The sequence below is a fragment of the Streptomyces sp. NPDC054866 genome, assembly GCF_053610745.1.
On record NZ_JBSGZA010000001.1, the window covers coordinates 1600444 to 1616754 of the forward strand.

A 16311-nucleotide genomic window follows, 5' to 3' on the forward strand; every position below is an offset into this window, starting at 1 on the left:
GGCTGCCGACAAGGGGGCGACAGAGGGCCGGAGCTATGGCCGCATGGGTACTTCGAAATGCATGACGCGTGATGCGCCGGAATCCTCGCGCTCGTCGTGCACCACCTTCCCCAGGGAGCGCCAGAAGCCCTCGGCGCCGGTCACCGCCGGGTCGGTGTGCAGATATACGGATCGGTATCCGCCGTCCGTCGCGGCGAACTCCAGCAGCTCACCGACCAGTTGCCGGGCCAGGCCGCGGCGCCGGTGCTCGGCCCGTACGTAGACGCGCCGCAGCTGCGCCGTCTCGCCCGAGGGGAAGCGTTCGGCGATCCAGCGCGGGTTCGGCGGGTGTGCGGGCCCGCGGGAGTCGAGGGCCGCGGTGGCGGCGACCGCCCCGTCCCGCTCGTCCACCGCGACGAGGAGGGTGTGCCGGGCGGGTCTCAGGTACGCGCCGTCGAGGTCGATGATGTCGCCGTGCCAGCGCGGCACGTATCCCGTGCCGAAGTCGTGGTAGACGGTGTCGAGCATGACGGCTCGTGCGGCACCGAGGTCATCGGCGGTGGCCGTCTTGATGCGGTATTCAAGCACTTGCACATCCTAAGCAATAAGCGGATCCGGCCAGCCGAGGCGCCGACGTTGCATGGTCATGCGAAGTCATGCATACTCTTCCTATGTCCAAGGTCCTCACCTCCCTCCCCACCGGCGAGCGCGTCGGCATTGCCTTCTCCGGCGGTCTCGACACCTCGGTCGCCGTCGCCTGGATGCGTGACAAGGGCGCCGTCCCCTGCACGTACACCGCCGACATCGGTCAGTACGACGAGCCCGACATCGCCTCCGTGCCCGGCCGTGCCTCCGCGTACGGCGCCGAGATCACCCGGCTCGTCGACTGCCGTGAGGCGCTGGTCGAGGAAGGTCTCGCGGCGCTCGCGTGCGGTGCCTTCCACATCAGGTCGGGCGGGCGTCCGTACTTCAACACCACGCCGCTCGGCCGTGCTGTGACCGGCACGCTCCTGGTGCGGGCCATGCTCGAGGACGGGGTGCAGATCTGGGGTGACGGCTCCACCTTCAAGGGCAACGACATCGAGCGCTTCTACCGGTACGGGCTGCTCGCCAACCCGCACCTGCGGATCTACAAGCCCTGGCTGGACGCGGACTTCGTCACGGAGCTCGGCGGCCGCAAGGAGATGTCGGAGTGGCTGCTCGCGCACGGGCTGCCCTACCGGGACTCGACGGAGAAGGCGTACTCCACGGACGCCAACATCTGGGGCGCCACGCACGAGGCGAAGACCCTTGAGCACCTCGACACCGGTCTTGAGACGGTCGACCCGATCATGGGCGTGAAGTTCTGGGACCCGTCGGTGGAGATCGACACGGAGGACGTGACGATCGGCTTCGACCAGGGCCGCCCGGTCACGGTCAACGGCAAGGAATTCTCCTCACCGGTCGACCTCGTCATGGAGGCCAACGCGATCGGCGGCCGGCACGGCCTCGGCATGTCCGACCAGATCGAGAACCGGATCATCGAGGCCAAGAGCCGCGGCATCTACGAGGCGCCCGGCATGGCGCTCCTGCACATCGCCTACGAGCGCCTGGTCAACGCGATCCACAACGAGGACACCCTGGCCGCCTACCACAACGAGGGCCGGCGCCTCGGCCGACTGATGTACGAGGGCCGCTGGCTCGACCCGCAGGCGCTGATGATCCGCGAGTCGCTGCAGCGCTGGGTCGGCGCGGCGGTCACCGGAGAGGTGACGCTGCGGCTGCGGCGCGGCGAGGACTACTCGATCCTCGACACCACGGGCCCGGCGTTCAGCTACCACCCGGACAAGCTCTCCATGGAGCGGACCGAGGACTCGGCGTTCGGCCCGGTGGACCGGATCGGTCAGCTCACCATGCGGAACCTCGACATCGCGGACTCCCGCGCGCGGCTTGAGCAGTACGCGGGCCTCGGCCTCGTCGGCTCCGGCCACCCGACGCCGATCGGCGCCGCGCAGGCGGCATCGACCGGTCTGATCGGCGCCATGGACGGCGGCGGCGCCGAGGCGATCGCCTCGCGCGGCGAGACCACGGACGAGGAGTCGATGCTGGACCGCGCCGCGATGGAGTCCGGCACGGACTGACCACGGGCCGACACGGCTCACCAGTCGTACGTACCCGGACAGCGGGCCCCGGCGGATTCGATCCGCCGGGGCCCGCTGTCGTCGCATGCGGCCCCTGTCGAGCCGCCCGACCCGGCAGTCAGCGAGGGGACCCCGAGATCCTTTCGGCCCCGCCACTCCACTGCCGTGCCACTTCGTGAGAGAGACGTTAGCCCCAAGGGATTCGTATGTCTATCTCCGCCATGACAGATTTTCTGTGCGGGGGAGGCGAGTAGTCGCGCACGTTCAGGATGGGCAAGCCGGGCGGTCGGCCGAGCGGTCGGCGCGGACCACGCCGAAGGCCTCCGCCATCCGCAGCGCCGCGTCCAGATCGCCGCCGACTTCGATGACCTGGGCGCTGAGCGCGTCTTCAAGTGGCAGGGAGCCCGCACCCAGCTGGAGCAGGGTGCCCAGATCGGTGACGAGTGTCGCGGCCGCGTCCGGGGCGGGGCCGAGGCCTGTCTCGACCGTCCCGTCGTCGACGCGGGCGTGGAAGACGAGATCGCCGATCACCCACTCATAGGTCTCGCGTACGCCGAGAGCGCGCTCGGGACGGAACGAGGCGCCGACGGCTCCGACGATGCCGTGGCGCCCGCCGGTGGCCTCGGGATGCGCGCCGAGGATCGTGATCACCCGTGCGGCGGCGGCAAGTTCACCCTCCAGCTGGGCGAGGCCGCGCGCGACGGCGTCCTCGATGTCGACGAGACGGGCGCCGACCGCCAGGAACGTCCCCAGGTCGGTCGTGATGGCGCAGACGGCGTCCGTGGCGCTGCCGTGCCGGATGTCGAGCACGCCGTCGTCGACACGGAGGTGGAACGTGTCGCCGTCCACCCGGAACTCGTACGTCTCCCGCACGCCCCCGGCCTGTTCGGGCCGGAAGCTGGCGCGCAGACAGCCGAGCACCCAGCTGAGCCGGAAGGTGTCGCCCGGCCGGGGCGAGGTCGGCAGGTGCATGCCCCAGCGGGTGAGCTCGTCGAGTACCGGGCGCATGGCGGCGCCGAGTTCGGTCAGTTCGTAGACCGCTGATGGCGCCGGGGGCGGCAGCTTGGCCTGGCTGAGGATGCCCGCGTCGCGCAGCGCGCGCAGCCGCTCGGCCAGGACGTTCGGGCCGATGCCGGGCAGCCCCGCGACGAGGTCGGTGTAGCGCCGGGGGCCGAGCAGCAGCTCGCGCACGATCAGCAGGGACCACCGGCCGCCGACGACGTCCAGGGCCCGCGCCGCCGGACAGGACTGGTCGTAGCTGCGTGTCATGCGGGCCGGGCCGCCTTCTCCATTGATAGCAGGCACTTAGGTTTTCTATAGTACCGATCAACTCGGGGGTTCCGGTGGCCTGTTGAGTCGCGCCGGGGTGTGACCGCCCCACGCAGAGCATTCGACGGTAGTGGCGGGGGAACAGAGCGGCATGAGCGGCGACCACGGCGACGAGCGGGACAGCGGCGATGGCAGAGACAGCGGCGATGGCAGAGACAGCGGCGATGGCAGAGACAGCGGCGATGGCAGAGACAGCGGCGATGGCAAGGACAGCGGCAGCGGCGGCATAGAACCCCTGACGCCGAGTGACCCGCGTCGGATAGGCCCCTACCCGCTCCTCGGCCGCCTCGGCTCCGGCGGCATGGGCCGGGTCTACCTGGCCCGCTCCGACGGCGGGCGCACGGTGGCCGTGAAGGTGGTGCACGAAGAGCACACCTCCAGCGGTGAGTTCAGGGCCCGGTTCCGCCGGGAGATCGAGGCGGCGCGGCGCGTCGGCGGGCACTTCACGGCGCCGGTGCTCGACGCGGACCCGGACGCCGCACGGCCCTGGGTGGCCACCGGGTATGTGCCGGGCCCCTCCTTGGAACAGGCGCTCCTGACGTACGGTCCGCTGCCCGCCTCCTCGGTGTACGCGCTGGCCGACGGGCTGCTGCGGGCGCTGAAGGGCATCCACGGCGCCGGAATCGTGCACCGCGACCTGAAGCCGTCCAACGTGCTGCTCACCGTCACGGGCCCGAAGGTCATCGACTTCGGCATAGCGCGCGCGTTGCAGGTCTCCGCGGAGTCGATGCTCACCAGCACGGGCATGGTCATCGGCTCGCCCGGCTTCATGGCGCCCGAACAGATCCTGGGCGAGGAGACGGGCGCACCGGCCGACGTCTTCGCGCTCGGCTGCGTCCTCATGTACGCGGCGACGGGGCAACTGCCCTTCGGGCACGGCGCGAGCAACCAGCACGCGGTGATGTACCGCATCGTCGAGGCCGCGCCCGACCTGACCGGCGTCGAGGACGAGCCGCTGCGCACGTTCATCGCCCGCTGCCTGACCAAGTCGCCCGGTGAACGGCCGGGCGTGGACGAGCTGTTGGCGGACCCTGACCGACCGCGCCCCTCCGAAGCGGAGAGCGGGGCATGGCTGCCGCCTGTTCTGGTCGCCCGCCTCGCACAGGAGGCGGCGAGGCTGCTGGACGCGGAGGCGCCGGAGGTCTCCAAGGCACCGGAGATCGCGAAGCCACCGGAGCCTTCGAAGGCACCGGAGCCCGATGTCGCGACCTTTGGGCTGCGGGCGGCGCCCAAGCCGGAAGCCGAAGCGCAGGGTGCCGGCCGGCGCGCCCGCAGGAACTGGGCCGTAGCAGTAGCCGTCATCGCCGTCCTGGCGTCCGGCGGAACCGTGGCCCTGCTCGACGGCGATGACGGCGCCCAAGGGGCTCCCGGCGCCGACAACTCCCCGACGGCCCCAGCGCCTTCAGGGTCCAAGGATTCCGGCGACCAGGGCAAGGACGGCAAGGACGGAGAGGACGGCAAGGAGAAGGGCAAGGGCAAGGACGACGACTCCCCGCCGGGCACGGACGGCGACGGCTCCTCCGGTGATGCCGCGGGCAATGACAAGGCCTCCGACGACGACCCCTCATCCGCAGGGAAGGACGGGGGTGCGGACCCCAAGGACCCCTCGGGCGGCGGCAGTTCGGACTCCAGCGGCTCGGGATCCGGCACCGGTTCCGGTTCTGGCTCCGATTCCGGCTCCGGATCGGACTCAGACTCCGGCACCTCCGACAACCGAGTCCCGCAGGGTTTCACCGGAACCTGGGCCCTCACGTCCCCGTACGTCCAGCAGCCGCAGAAGGTGATCATCTACCGGGTCGCGCCGGGCGGGTACGCCGTCAAGCTCATCACCGATTCGGGCAACGGCGGGCACTGCGAGAACCAGGCCAAGCTGGTGTCCGTGGCGGACGGCGGGAAGCGCATCAACATCGGCACCGCCTACGTGGACGAGGGACGCTCCAGCCAGATCATGTGCGGCGACATGGATCCCTCCTACTTCACCCTCGACGCCCCGAGCGGCATCCGCCACAACGTCGGCCCGGCCCACGGCGACGGCTACCACTACGACCGAGGCTGAGCGGCTGTCACCTGATCGACGGCGGCTGACCACCACGTCAGCACGGGAATGCATGCACACAGGGGGGCACCAGGCGCTCAGTACGCGGAACGAGAAGAGGCATCTCAGATGTCAGCGCAAGAAAGTCCCGACATGCCGACCGACAGACCGACCGACATGCCGGCCGAGATGAAGGCCGTCCAGTACCGCAGCGTCGGCGCCGCCCCCGAGGTGGTCACCGTGCCGCGCCCGGAACCGGGCCCCGGCCAGGTACTCCTGAAGGTCACCGCCGCGGGCGTCTGCCACTCCGACATCGCGGTGATGAGCTGGCCCGCTCAGGCGCTGCCCTTCCCGCTGCCGCTCACCCTCGGCCACGAGGGCGCAGGGACCGTCGCCGCCCTTGGCGAGGGCGTCACCGGCTTCGAGGTCGGCGACTCCGTGGCCGTCTACGCACCGTGGGGCTGCGGAGCCTGCCCGATGTGCGCGCAGGGCAAGGAGAACTACTGCACGCGCGCCGCCGAGCTCGGCATCCTGCCGCCCGGACTCGGGGCGCCCGGAGCCATCGCCGAGTACATGATCGTGGACGACGCGCGGCATCTGGTCCCGCTGGGCGACCTCGACCCCGTGACCGCCGTGCCGCTCACCGACGCGGGCCTGACCCCGTACCACGCCATCAAGACCTCCCTGCCCAAGCTGACCCCCGGCAGCACCGCCGTGGTCATCGGCACCGGCGGCCTCGGACACGTCGCCATCCAGCTGCTGCGCGCGCTGAGCCCGGCACGGGTGATCGCCCTCGACGTCACCGACGGGAAGCTGCGGCTGGCCCACCAGGTCGGCGCTCACGAGGCGGTCCTCTCGGACGAGCGCGCGGCGAACAAGGTCCGTGACCTGACCGGCGGCCTCGGCGCGCAGGCGGTGTTCGACTTCGTCGGCGCGCCGCCCACCGTCGCCACGGCGACCGCCTGCGCCGCGGTGGAGGCGGACGTCACCATCGTCGGCATCGGCGGCGGGGCCGCGTCGGTCGGCTTCGGGACGACCCCCTACGACGCGGCGGTCCGCGTCCCGTACTGGGGCAGCAGGGCCGAGCTGATGGAGGTCCTCGACCTGGCCAGGTCCGGCGCGATCGACGTCCATGTGGAGACGTACGCACTGGCCGACGCCCCCAAGGCGTACGAGCACCTGCACGACGGGCGGATCAGCGGACGGGCGGTCATCCTGCCCAACGGCTGAGTTCCGCCCGGTACGACCTGGACCCCGAGGCGAAAGCCTCGGGGTCCAGATGCGTGGCGCGTCGGTGCCTAGATCCGCAGCAGCCTCTCCGTGGCTTCGCGGTACTGCCGCAGCGCGAGGCGCAATTCTTCCGTATGCGCCTCGGTGTCGTGGCCCTGCCAGCTCGCGCGCAGGGTGCGCCGTCGTTCCGTGAGGGTCTCTGTCAGGTGCCTGACGGCCTCGTCGAAGAGGCCGTCAGCCTCCTCCACTGCCTGGCGCGGGCTCTCGACGAAGGTGCTGAGAGCCTGTTGGAGCCGCAGGCCGAGCTTGTCCCGTTCGTCCTGAGGGAGCAGTACGGGGCCGGATGCGGAGCCGGTGGCGGGGGAGCGGGTGGCGGGGGAGCCGGTCGCGGCGGGAGCGGGAGCGGGAGCGGGGGCGCCGCTGCCGATGGGCTGCTCGCGCGGTGTGAGGTTCTTGGCGTCCGTCATGACGTGCCACTTCCCTTCGCGTGGCGCCGGGGCAGTGCCCACGGTGCGTGGCCGCGGTCGGCGGTGGACTGCCGGCCGTGCCGGGTGGAGTCGACCGTGTGCTCGGCGACCAGGGCCTCGAAGAGGCGCCGGGCCTCGACCATGGCCTCGCGCATTTCCTCGGTGCCGGCCTGCCCGCGGGTGGCCGTGTGGACCTTGCGGTACCCGTGGACGGAGTGCGCGTGGTGGACGGAGAGCGCGGCCACCTGCTCGTCGAAGCGCTCACCGCCGGGGAAGCCCCGGTCCCTGGCCAGGCGGGCAAGGAGCGCGTCGGCCTCGACCACGGCCTGCTGCGGTGATTCGACGAACTGCTCCTGGACGCCGGCCCACTGGGCCACGTAGCGCTCGCGCGCCCCGGGCGGCAGGGGCTCGGCCTTGACGGAGCCGTGGAGTCGTACGCGCTCGCGGAGCTCCTGTTCGGCTGCCCGTACGTCCCCGTCGTGACGGGCGACGGTGTGGTCGTACTCGGGCCCGAAGCGGTGCTTCAGGCCTCGTCCGCCGCCCCGGGCTCGCCGCAGTCCGACGAAGAGGACGGCGGCTGCCGCGATGACGACCACGGCGATGATGACGGCGGTGATCATGGCTGCCTCCCTTGATCTCGTGGTCCGTTCAGCTGATTCCGTGGTCGTTCGGCGCTGAGGCCGGCCGATGGGCACCCACGCGACGCGGGCACCGATCGGGGCGTCTGCGATCAGCGGTCGAACGACTGCTTCCGTGTTCGCACGGCGGCCGAGTACCCGGCTTGGGAGCATCGACACGCCCGCGCTCCGGAGGTCGCCGGATCCGCCGCGTCGGATGACATGCTGAAACGATCGGTGAAGAACGATCGGTGAAGTCGGGAGCGCAGTACGGCGAGTGCCGGTGAAACCTGGACCACGCGAAGGACAAGTGCGAAGTGCTGACCGTGCTGGTGCTGGCCGCCGATCACCGGGCCCGCGACCTGATCCCGCAGATCGAGGCCGTCCCCGGTGTGTACGTCATCTCCCAGACGGACGACAGTTTCCTCGCCATGGCGCGGGCCCGCGCCCTGCTGCCCGACGTCCTGGTCATCGACCTCAGCGCCCGCTTCGCCGGCGACGCCGCGACGGTCATCGACCAGGCCCGCCAACTCGAGCCGCCCAGCCACATCCTGGTCCACTCGGGCGACGCGATGGTGGGGGCCGTTTCCCCCGCGGGCGCGGTCGGACCCGCTTCCGGCGGCTCACCGCCGGGGCTCGCGCACGCGCTGGCGCGTCTCGCCGGGGACGTGGCCCCGCCGCTGTGACCGGACCGCCCCGGACCTTCTACGCGTCCGCGACCCGCACCGAGAGTCCGTAGTCAAGCTCGGACCCGTCGACCAGGAGCGCCTCGACGGTGCGGGTCGCGGGATCGATGTCGGCCTCCATGCCGTCACCCGCGTACCGGGGAAACCCGGACGACCCGGTCTCGCCCGTGGCCACCACTACGGCCGAACGCAGGGCGTCGCGGGCATCGGTCGTACTCACGCCGTCCCCCGTGAACCCGGGAACCAGCAGGATCTCGAAACGCTGCGGGACAGTGTTCATGCACGTGACGGTAGACAGAACTCGCCCACGACGCACGTCCACCGCTGGCGGCCGGCGCCCCACACCGTGCTAGCCGAGCGTCAGCTCGACCCGCAGCCGCCCCTGAGAGAGGGCCGGCGCCGACGGTTCGACGCGGACGGTGGCCTCGGCGGTGCCGGACGGGCCCATGAGGGGGTCCGCCCGGCAGATGAGCGTGTACTCGCCCGTGGTGGGGGCGACGAGGGAGAAACGTCCCTCGGTGTCCGTCACGGCAGCGATGTCCGGCAGGGGCTGCGGCCCCTCGGTGAACAGGACGTGGGCGCCCGCCACCGGGGCGCCCGAGGTGTCGCGGACGACGCCGGTGATCTCCACTGCGGAGCTGCTGCCGTTCATCGGGGTTCGCTCACGCCTTCCAGGCCACGTAGTTGTTGAACACGGGGGTGGTGAACCGGGTTCCCGAGTTCACCCGGGCACCGCCGTAGGCGTGTATGCCGAAGCCGTAGCGGCCGGTGCTGTCGATGCGGTAGACGGAGCTGCCGCTCTGTCCGCCCGCGGTGTCGATGTCGTAGTACACCTTGCGAGGGGCGACCGAGTCGATCCCGCGCGCCGCGTACCACTGCGTCCCGGGCGGCTTGTCGCCCGGATAGCCGGAGATGTTGCCGGTGGTCTTGAGCAGGTCCGAGTCCGACCAGACGCCGAAGCCGAACCAGCCGGTGGTGGAGCCGATGTTGGAGGGCGTGATGATGGCGCCGTAGTCGAAGTTCTCGTCGCCGTTGGTCGTCCAGCCGGTCACGGAGCGGAAGCTCGTGCAGGTGATGCTGCCGTAGGGCAGCGAGGCGCCGTTGCGTCCCGGCATGACCTGGATGCTCTTCACCCAGCCGTCCCGGCCCGCCACGCCGCTGCCCTTGATGTAGACGCAGTGGCCCGCGGTGGCGAGGGTGTGGGGTCCGAGGAGCCATCCGGTGCCCTGATAGAGGGCGTTGTCGCGTGCGGTGATCAGCAGGTAGCAGTGCACGCGCCACGGATACACGCTGGTGTTGGTGATCTGGATGCGGTCGTCGGGGCCGTGCACGGTCTCCGGGGCCAGGGGCGGCGGTCCGTACGACGCCTCCCCGATGTCGGGAAGCGAGGCGGTCGGGGCCGTCCAGGCCTCGGGTGCGAAGTGCTCCGGGCGCCGGTAGCCCTCGACGTGTTCCAGGCCTTCACCCGTCGAGTGCTGGGCCTGGCCCTCCGTCCCCTCGGAAGGCGGCTGCAGCACCGCCTCCTGCTCGGTGGCGAGGGTTATCGCTCCGTCGTCCGGCTCGTTCGTGACTGCGGTGTGTGGATCTTGCGCCATTCTGGATCACCCGGCTTCTCTCAGAGCTGCGATGTGATGCCTTGCAGGACGCCGCGGCCGCAACGTTTTTGGGTCAATGCCCCTTCTACTGCCGCCGGACAAGTGCCGCAATGAGCCTTTTGCGCCGACCGGCGCGCGTGTGCGTGTACGTGCTTTCGGGACTCCGAGTGCGTCAACCGACCGGCTCCCAGGGCCCATACGGCGCTCGGGACGTCAGCTCGCCCCGCCGCCTCTCGGCGAACGGCCCGGGGCGGCCCGGGGTCAGGTCTCAGCAGTCCCCGCCGGGCACCCGCGCCCCGCTCGCTGCCGGAGCGGGCGGGGCGCGGGGGCTCAATCACGTCTCGAACAGACAAGCAGCCCCAGGGAGCGGCCCGTTCCCCTTCCGTGAGGGCTAGGGGCGGGCGTAGGGACGGGTCATGATCTCCATGTTGTGGCCGTCCGGATCGTCGAAGTACGCGCCACGACCGCCGAACAGCCGGTTGATGTGGCCGGGTTCGGTGTGGCCGGGGTCGGCGTAGTAGGTGACCCCGACCGTCTCCAGGCGGGTGATCATGGCGTCGAACTGTTCGTCGGGCACGAGGAACGCGTAGTGCTGCGACTGGACCGGCTCGTCACTCAGCTCGTAGTAGTCGAGCGTCACGCCGTTGCCGAGGTCGACGGGCAGGAACGGCCCGAACGGCGCGCCGACCTTCAGGCCCAGGATCGCGGCGAGGAACTCCGCCGACAGCTGGCGGTCCTTGGCGTAGACGGCGGTGTGGTTCAACTGGACGGTCGTGACAGGTGAATCGGGGTCGGGCGAGTGCTGGCCGTGCGGCATGTGTGAGGTCTCTTCCGGGTCTTGGATTCCACTGGCGGTGCGCCGCGTGGGGCGCGGGAGGGAAGACGGAAGAGAGGTCGGCGGGGCTCTGGCCCGCCTCGCGCTCACGCCGAGGCCGGATGCCTCACTCGTACGTGGCCCATGGCCGACCCGGCAGTCACCCGAGTGACCCTAGCGGGCAGGCGTTAGCCTCGTCCAGGACGACGAGGCAGTGGAAGGGAGACGGGCGTGGCGGAGCAGCGGCGGCGTTCCCGGCGACGGGGGCAGGGTGAGCTGGAGGCGCAGGTCCTGTCGGCCCTGCGAGAGGCGGAGGGTCCCGCGACCGCGGGCTGGGTGCAGGAGCGGCTCGGCGCGGACCTCGCGTACACGACCGTCGTGACGATCCTGAGCCGGCTCCTGGACAAGGGCGCGGTGACCCGCGAGCGCGCGGGCCGCTCCTTCGCGTGGACGCCGTCGGCCGACGAGGCGGGCCTCGCGGCACGCAAGATGCGCAAGGTGCTCGACGGCGAGAGCGACCGGGAGGCGGTCCTCGCCAGTTTCCTCACCGCGCTGCCGCCCGGCGACGAGCGGCTGCTGCGCGAGCTCCTGCGGCAGGACGAGGCGGAGAGGGACGTCTGAACCGCCATGGGGATGTTCGTCCTGCTGCCCCTGGTCCTCCCGCTGACGGCCTGGCCGGTCGCCCGGCTCGCCGAGCAGCGGCTGCACCCGAGGACCGCCACCCGGCTGCTCACGACGGTCGCCGCGGTCATGGCGCTGTGCAGCACGCTGTGCCTGGGCCTGCTTATGGTCGTCGGCACGGCGCAGCTGCCCGGGAACCCGCTGCCGGACGGCTGGTCCGACCCTGAGGTGCGTGCCGCCGTCCCGTACGACGAGGTCGCCGGGCGCCTCGCCATTCCGGGGCTGCTCGCCGTGGCCGTGGCGTGTGGCAGGACCCTGTGGCGCCACCGCCAGGTACGCCGCCGCGCCCACCGCGCGCTCGCCGGTCTACCCGGCACCGCCGTCGCCGTCCTGCCCGACGAGGTGCCCTACGCGTACGCGCTGCCCGGCGGCGGCCGCGACCGGGTCGTGGTCACCACCGCCCTGCTCGACTGCCTCGAACCCGCCGAGCGCCGCGCCCTGTTCGCCCATGAGCGCGCCCACCTCGCGACCCGGCACCACCGCTACCTCCTCGCCGTGCAGCTGGCCGCGCGCGCCAATCCTTTCCTGCGCCCGCTGCGTACCGCCGTGTCCTACACGACCGAGCGCTGGGCCGACGAGGACGCCGCCCACACCGTCGGCGACCGCAGGACCGTCGCCCGCGCGATCGGCAAGGCGGCTCTGCACTCCCGGGGCGCCCCTGCCCCGACCCTGGCCGGGCTCGCCGCGCCGGGGCCCGTGCCGCGCCGGGTCGCGGCCCTCCTCGGCCCGGCTCCCGCGGCGCGCAGCTGGCCGTCCCTGTTCACCGCGGTGGGGCTCGCGGCGTGGGCGGCCGCCGCCGGGGCCGCGGTCTCGGCCATGTCGTCGGCGAACTCCGCCGTGACGATGGTCCTGATCCTGCACGCGGCCACCCCGCTCTAGCCCTGCTCTCCACCCCAGGACCCGACCGACTCGCTTTGCCGTTCCTTTACAGTGGTGTAGAAGCACTACCGCTTCCACGCCACCGCCCTCGTACGACACCTCGTACGAGTACGAGAAGGAGCCACGGACCCGCAATGGGTGAGCCTCCCAGTACGAACCGTGCCATGTCCCGGCCGCTGTCCGAGCGTGAGGGAACGGGGGTGGCACGGTGACCGAGATCCTGCTTCTGCTGCTCGCCCTGCTCCTCACGCTCGCCTGCGCGGTGTTCGTGGCCGCCGAGTTCTCCCTGACCACCGTCGAGCGCGGTGACCTGGAGCGCGCCGCCGACGCGGGGGAGCGGGGTGCCGAAGGCGCCCTGAAGGCCGTCCGGCGGCTGACCCTCCAGCTGTCCGGCGCCCAGCTCGGCATCACCGTCACGTCACTGGTGATCGGCATGCTCGCCGAACCGTCCCTCGCGGCGCTCCTGCGCGGCCCGCTGGAGGCGGCGGGCCTGGGCGGCGCCGCCCCGACCACGGCCACGCTGCTCGGTGTGGCACTCTCCACCGTGATCCTGATGGTCGTCGGCGAGCTGGTGCCGAAGAACTGGGCGATCTCCAGGCCGCTGGCCGTCGCCAAGGTGGTGGCAGCCCCGCAGCGCGGTTTCACCGCCGCCTTCGGACCGTTCATCCGGCATCTGAACAACACGGCGAACCACGTCGTACGCCGCTTCGGCCTGGAGCCCGCCGAGGAGCTGGCCTCCGCGCGCACCCCCGAGGAACTGGTCGCCCTCGCCCGGCGCTCGGCCGCGGAGGGCGCCCTGGAGGCGGACTCGGCCGAACTGTTCGTCCGCACCCTGCACTTGAGCGAGCTGACCGCCGAGAACGTGATGACCCCGCGGGTGGACGTCCGCGCCCTTGAGGCGCACGCCACGGCCGCCGACGCCGCGAACCTGACGCACGCCACGGGCCTGTCCCGCTTCCCCGTCTTCCGCGAAAGCCTGGACGAGGTCATCGGCACCGTGCACATCCGCGACGTGCTCGCCCTGCCCCCGGAGAAGCGGCGGCTCACCCCCGTCACCGACCTCGCAGCCGAGCCCCTGCTCGTACCCGACAGCCTGCCCGCCGACCGGCTTCTGGAGCGGATGCGGGAGTCCCGCACGATGGCCGTGGTCATCGACGAGTACGGCGGCACGGCCGGTGTCGCGACGGTGGAGGACATCGTCGAGGAGGTCGTCGGCGAGGTCCGCGACGAGCACGACCCCGTCGAGGTCCCCGACCTGCTGCCCGCGCAGCGGGCCCAGGACGGCCGCACCGTGTGGGAGGCCGACGGCGGCGTCCGCATCGACCAGCTCGCCACGATAGGACTCACCGCGCCCGAAGGCCCGTACGAGACCGTGGCCGGACTGATGGCCACCCGGCTCTCCCGCATCCCCGCCGAAGGCGACGCCCTCGACCTCGACGGCTGGCACCTGTCCGTCCTGACGGTCGAGCACCACCGCGCCGACCGGATCCGCATCACCGAACCGGCGCTCCAGGTGCCCCGCCAGGCCGTGGAGGAGGCCCGATGACCACGCTCCAGCTCACCATCGGCGCCCTGACCCTGCTCACCAACGCGTTCTTCGTCGGCGCCGAGTTCGCCCTGATCTCCGTACGCCGCAGCCAGATCGAACCCCGCGCCCAGGCAGGCGACAAGCGCGCCCGCATCACCCTGTGGGGCCTCCAGCACATCTCCGCGGTGATGGCCACCGCCCAACTGGGCATCACCGTCTCCTCGTTGGTGCTCGGCGCGGTCGCGGAACCCGCCATCGCGCACCTCCTGGAGCCGGGCTTCGAGGCGGTCCACATCCCGCACGCCCTCGTGCACCCGATCGCCTTCGTCATCGCTTTGGCGGTGGCGACGTATCTGCACATGCTCATCGGCGAGATGGTCCCCAAGAACATCGCGCTCGCCGCGCCCGCCAGGACCGCCCTGCTGCTCGGCCCGCCGCTGGTGGCCCTCACCCGCGCGCTCAAGCCGGTCGTCTTCGGCATCAACGCCTTCGCCAACACCCTGCTCAAGCTGCTCAGGGTCGACCCGAAGGACGAGGTCGAGTCCGTCTACACGGACGACCAGCTCGCCCGCATGGTCGTCGACTCCAGCGCGGCCGGGCTCCTCTCGGCGGCCGACGGCGAGCGGCTGCGCGACGCCCTTGAGCTCGGCACCCGGCCGGTCGGCGAGATCCTCGTACCGACCGCCAGGATGCGCACCGTCGAGCACACCGTCACCCCGGCGCGCCTGGAGCGGGTGGCCGCGGACGCGGGCTTCTCGCGCTTCCCGGTGACAGGACCCGACGGCACCCTGCTCGGCTACCACCACATCAAGGACACCCTGGGCATCGCCGACCGGGACCGGCCCTTCCCGCGCGGCGCGTTGCACGTGGTCACGCGGGTGCACATCGACACACCGCTCGACGACACCCTCACCGCGCTGCGTGGCGCGGGCAGTCACCTGGCCGCGGTCACCGGCGAGAGCGGAACGGTGCTCGGGTTCGTCACCATGGAGGACGTCCTCTCCGAGCTGGTGGGCCCCTCTCCGGCGGCGCTCAGCTGATTCACAGGTGGCGAAACTGTACGCGCGGGGGCTCCGGTGGCTAGGGTGCCCGTGATGTTCTACACAGGTGTAGCACCCGCAATTGACGTGAGACGCGAGACCGCGGGCCCGGGTTCCCCCGGGAGGTCCCGTGAGTGAGCCTGTCCGCTCGATGGAACGGTCCGGGCCGGGGTCCGGGTCGGGGGCGATGCGGGCGCCGCTGCCCGCCGCGCGCAGTGCGCCTCCGAAGGCTCCGGCGGCCCCCACCGTGGCGCCGGAGCCTCCGGTCAAGCGCCGGGACTCGTTCTTCGACAACGCCAAGTACCTGGCGATCGTGCTGGTGGCGATGGGCCACGCGTGGGAGCCGCTGCGGGGCGACAGCCGGGCGGCGGCCGCGCTCTACATCACCGTCTACACCTTCCACATGCCGGCGTTCATCGTCATCTCCGGCTATTTCTCGCGGAGTTTCGACGCGAGCCCCGGCCGCCTCAAGCGCCTGGTGACGGGCATCGCGGTGCCGTACGTCATCTTCGAGGTCGCCTACACCTTCTTCAAGCGCTGGGCGGGCGACGACCCGGCGTACCCGATCAGTCTGCTCGACCCCTGGTACCTCACGTGGTTCCTGGTCGCGCTCTTCGTCTGGCGGCTCACCACCCCGCTGTGGAAGGTGGTCCGCTGGCCCCTGCCCATAGCGCTCGCCATCGCGGCGCTCGCCTCGGTCTCGCCGGACATCGGTGACGACCTCGACCTCCAACGGGTGCTCCAGTTCCTGCCGTTCTTCGTCCTCGGCCTGTGCCTGAAGCCCGAGCACTTCCAGATCGTGCGCCGCCGCGAGGCCCGCATCCTGGCGCTGCCCGTCTTCGCGGGCGCCCTGCTGTTCGCGTACTGGGCGGCGCCACGCATGAACGCCGCGTGGTTCTACCGCCGGGACAGCGCACAGGAGTTGGCCGCGCCCGGCTGGTCCGGGGGCGTGATGACGCTCGCGATGTTCGGCTGCTCGGCGATCCTCGTCGCGTGCTTCTTCGCCTGGGTCCCCGGCCGCAGACTCTGGTTCACCGCCCTTGGCGCGGGCACCCTCTACGGCTATCTCCTGCACGGGTTCCTCGCCAAGGGCTCCCGCTTCTGGGACTGGTACGACCTCGACTGGCTGCACACACCGCTCGGCGAGATCACCGTCACCCTCGGCGCCGCGGCCCTCATCACCGTGCTCTGCACCCCACCGGTGCAGCGCCTCTTCCGGTTCGCGATGGAACCCGACATGGAGTGGGCGTTCAAGAGGGACGCCAAGGTGCGCGCCCGTGGCCGGGGCGCGCACCGGCGCTGATGGAGTGG

17 protein-coding genes are annotated in these 16311 nt (G+C 71.5%); 9 read left to right on the forward strand and 8 right to left on the reverse strand.

Annotated elements, in window-relative coordinates:
* Positions 1–33: 33 nt before the first annotated feature.
* Positions 34–573, reverse strand: coding sequence for a GNAT family N-acetyltransferase (locus ACWGI2_RS06815; RefSeq protein ID WP_453694381.1), 540 nt, complete (start codon positions 571–573; stop codon positions 34–36).
* A 77-nt stretch (positions 574–650) separates the two neighbouring features.
* Here ACWGI2_RS06815 and argG point away from each other — a divergent pair, with 77 nt between their 5' ends.
* Entirely contained in the window at positions 651–2099 is a 1449-nt protein-coding gene (argG, locus tag ACWGI2_RS06820; protein ID WP_453396032.1) for an argininosuccinate synthase, read from the forward strand.
* A gap of 264 nt (positions 2100–2363) precedes the next feature.
* On the opposite strand, the gene ACWGI2_RS06825 is transcribed toward argG, so the two are convergent.
* The gene (locus tag ACWGI2_RS06825; RefSeq protein WP_453694382.1) at positions 2364–3368 is read right to left on the reverse strand and encodes a winged helix-turn-helix transcriptional regulator; all 1005 of its coding nucleotides are present in this window, start codon (positions 3366–3368) and stop codon (positions 2364–2366) included.
* Positions 3369–3519: 151 nt separating this feature from the next.
* On the opposite strand from ACWGI2_RS06825, the gene ACWGI2_RS06830 reads away from it, so the two are divergent.
* Both ACWGI2_RS06830 and ACWGI2_RS06835 read left to right on the forward strand, forming a co-directional pair.
* A complete protein-coding gene (locus tag ACWGI2_RS06830) occupies positions 3520–5484 on the forward strand; it encodes a protein kinase domain-containing protein (protein ID WP_453694383.1) in 1965 nt (654 codons plus the stop codon).
* Between the two features lie 168 nt (positions 5485–5652).
* Positions 5653–6693 (forward strand): NAD(P)-dependent alcohol dehydrogenase, encoded by a 1041-nt coding sequence (locus ACWGI2_RS06835; protein WP_453694681.1) that lies wholly within the window; start codon positions 5653–5655, stop codon positions 6691–6693.
* Between the two features lie 68 nt (positions 6694–6761).
* On the opposite strand, the gene ACWGI2_RS06840 is transcribed toward ACWGI2_RS06835, so the two are convergent.
* Both ACWGI2_RS06840 and ACWGI2_RS06845 read right to left on the reverse strand, forming a co-directional pair.
* Positions 6762–7160 (reverse strand): hypothetical protein, encoded by a 399-nt coding sequence (locus tag ACWGI2_RS06840; RefSeq protein ID WP_453694384.1) that lies wholly within the window; start codon positions 7158–7160, stop codon positions 6762–6764.
* A complete protein-coding gene (locus ACWGI2_RS06845) occupies positions 7157–7780 on the reverse strand; it encodes a hypothetical protein (RefSeq protein ID WP_453694385.1) in 624 nt (207 codons plus the stop codon). The genes ACWGI2_RS06840 and ACWGI2_RS06845 overlap by 4 nt, the downstream gene beginning before the upstream one ends.
* A gap of 314 nt (positions 7781–8094) precedes the next feature.
* Between ACWGI2_RS06845 and ACWGI2_RS06850 the strand changes: the two genes are divergently transcribed.
* On the forward strand, positions 8095–8463 hold the full coding sequence (locus ACWGI2_RS06850) for a hypothetical protein (protein ID WP_453396037.1): 369 nt from the start codon (positions 8095–8097) through the stop codon (positions 8461–8463).
* Positions 8464–8482: 19 nt separating this feature from the next.
* Here the strand turns inward: ACWGI2_RS06850 and ACWGI2_RS06855 are convergent, their stop codons facing one another.
* From ACWGI2_RS06855 to ACWGI2_RS06870, 4 genes are all read right to left on the reverse strand, one after another.
* Positions 8483–8743 carry a hypothetical protein gene (locus tag ACWGI2_RS06855; protein WP_160509152.1) on the reverse strand — a complete coding sequence of 87 codons (261 nt, stop codon included), beginning with the start codon at positions 8741–8743 and terminating at the stop codon, positions 8483–8485.
* A 69-nt stretch (positions 8744–8812) separates the two neighbouring features.
* Positions 8813–9115, reverse strand: a complete 303-nt coding sequence (locus ACWGI2_RS06860) for a carboxypeptidase-like regulatory domain-containing protein (RefSeq protein ID WP_453694386.1) — start codon at positions 9113–9115, stop codon at positions 8813–8815.
* A 10-nt stretch (positions 9116–9125) separates the two neighbouring features.
* Complete coding sequence (locus tag ACWGI2_RS06865; protein WP_453396039.1) at positions 9126–10058, reverse strand: trypsin-like serine peptidase; 933 nt, start codon at positions 10056–10058, stop codon at positions 9126–9128.
* 391 nt (positions 10059–10449) lie between these two features.
* Positions 10450–10875, reverse strand: coding sequence for a VOC family protein (locus tag ACWGI2_RS06870; RefSeq protein ID WP_453694387.1), 426 nt, complete (start codon positions 10873–10875; stop codon positions 10450–10452).
* Between the two features lie 228 nt (positions 10876–11103).
* Here ACWGI2_RS06870 and ACWGI2_RS06875 point away from each other — a divergent pair, with 228 nt between their 5' ends.
* From ACWGI2_RS06875 to ACWGI2_RS06895, 5 genes are all read left to right on the forward strand, one after another.
* Entirely contained in the window at positions 11104–11493 is a 390-nt protein-coding gene (locus ACWGI2_RS06875; protein WP_453694388.1) for a BlaI/MecI/CopY family transcriptional regulator, read from the forward strand.
* A 6-nt stretch (positions 11494–11499) separates the two neighbouring features.
* Positions 11500–12432, forward strand: a complete 933-nt coding sequence (locus tag ACWGI2_RS06880) for a M56 family metallopeptidase (protein WP_453396042.1) — start codon at positions 11500–11502, stop codon at positions 12430–12432.
* Between the two features lie 208 nt (positions 12433–12640).
* Positions 12641–13978, forward strand: a complete 1338-nt coding sequence (locus ACWGI2_RS06885) for a hemolysin family protein (protein ID WP_453694389.1) — start codon at positions 12641–12643, stop codon at positions 13976–13978.
* Complete coding sequence (locus ACWGI2_RS06890) at positions 13975–15000, forward strand: hemolysin family protein (protein WP_453694390.1); 1026 nt, start codon at positions 13975–13977, stop codon at positions 14998–15000. The genes ACWGI2_RS06885 and ACWGI2_RS06890 overlap by 4 nt, the downstream gene beginning before the upstream one ends.
* 151 nt (positions 15001–15151) lie before the next feature.
* The gene (locus tag ACWGI2_RS06895) at positions 15152–16303 is read left to right on the forward strand and encodes an acyltransferase family protein (protein WP_453694682.1); all 1152 of its coding nucleotides are present in this window, start codon (positions 15152–15154) and stop codon (positions 16301–16303) included.
* Positions 16304–16311 lie beyond the last annotated feature (8 nt).

Bases quoted from the DNA above. Each gene is read 5' to 3' on its own strand.
- argG (WP_453396032.1), top strand. From the start codon at position 651: ATGTCCAAGGTCCTCACCTCCCTCCCCACCGGCGAGCGCGTCGGCATT.
- ACWGI2_RS06825 (WP_453694382.1), bottom strand. From the start codon at position 3,368: ATGACACGCAGCTACGACCAGTCCTGTCCGGCGGCGCGGGCCCTGGAC.
- ACWGI2_RS06830 (WP_453694383.1), top strand. From the start codon at position 3,520: ATGAGCGGCGACCACGGCGACGAGCGGGACAGCGGCGATGGCAGAGAC.
- ACWGI2_RS06835 (WP_453694681.1), top strand. From the start codon at position 5,653: ATGAAGGCCGTCCAGTACCGCAGCGTCGGCGCCGCCCCCGAGGTGGTC.
- ACWGI2_RS06840 (WP_453694384.1), bottom strand. From the start codon at position 7,160: ATGACGGACGCCAAGAACCTCACACCGCGCGAGCAGCCCATCGGCAGC.
- ACWGI2_RS06845 (WP_453694385.1), bottom strand. From the start codon at position 7,780: ATGATCACCGCCGTCATCATCGCCGTGGTCGTCATCGCGGCAGCCGCC.
- ACWGI2_RS06855 (WP_160509152.1), bottom strand. From the start codon at position 8,743: ATGAACACTGTCCCGCAGCGTTTCGAGATCCTGCTGGTTCCCGGGTTC.
- ACWGI2_RS06860 (WP_453694386.1), bottom strand. From the start codon at position 9,115: ATGAACGGCAGCAGCTCCGCAGTGGAGATCACCGGCGTCGTCCGCGAC.
- ACWGI2_RS06865 (WP_453396039.1), bottom strand. From the start codon at position 10,058: ATGGCGCAAGATCCACACACCGCAGTCACGAACGAGCCGGACGACGGA.
- ACWGI2_RS06870 (WP_453694387.1), bottom strand. From the start codon at position 10,875: ATGCCGCACGGCCAGCACTCGCCCGACCCCGATTCACCTGTCACGACC.
- ACWGI2_RS06880 (WP_453396042.1), top strand. From the start codon at position 11,500: ATGGGGATGTTCGTCCTGCTGCCCCTGGTCCTCCCGCTGACGGCCTGG.
- ACWGI2_RS06890 (WP_453694390.1), top strand. From the start codon at position 13,975: ATGACCACGCTCCAGCTCACCATCGGCGCCCTGACCCTGCTCACCAAC.
- ACWGI2_RS06895 (WP_453694682.1), top strand. From the start codon at position 15,152: ATGGAACGGTCCGGGCCGGGGTCCGGGTCGGGGGCGATGCGGGCGCCG.